Raw genomic sequence first — 223 nt, forward strand, 5'->3', positions numbered from 1 at the left:
TTCGAGAATGTTTGGCATGGAAGAAAATTCGCCGGAAGGGCTGCGTGTGCTGGCGGTGGCAATGCTCAATCATGCAGATGATCTGGATGCTGGCGTCGAAGGCTTCTCAAAAGCCGAGCTGGAGGATTACAAGGGGCGACTCCTTGGGAAGGGGAATAGCTTCACTTGTACAGCGATACTTTCCGGCACGCTCCAGCGGGCGCTGCAGGATCAGATGCAGAAT

The 223-nt window shown here is 54.7% G+C and carries 1 protein-coding gene; it reads left to right on the forward strand.

Translation table 11 applies throughout. The annotated features are described in order from the left end of the window. Positions 1–7 precede the first annotated feature (7 nt). Positions 8–223, forward strand: a 216-nt coding sequence (locus P0D80_RS51795; RefSeq protein WP_494478676.1) for a hypothetical protein, incomplete at its 3' end; no start/stop codon positions are given.

This window comes from Paraburkholderia sp. RL17-373-BIF-A (assembly GCF_046030175.1).
GTDB lineage: Bacteria > Pseudomonadota > Gammaproteobacteria > Burkholderiales > Burkholderiaceae > Paraburkholderia.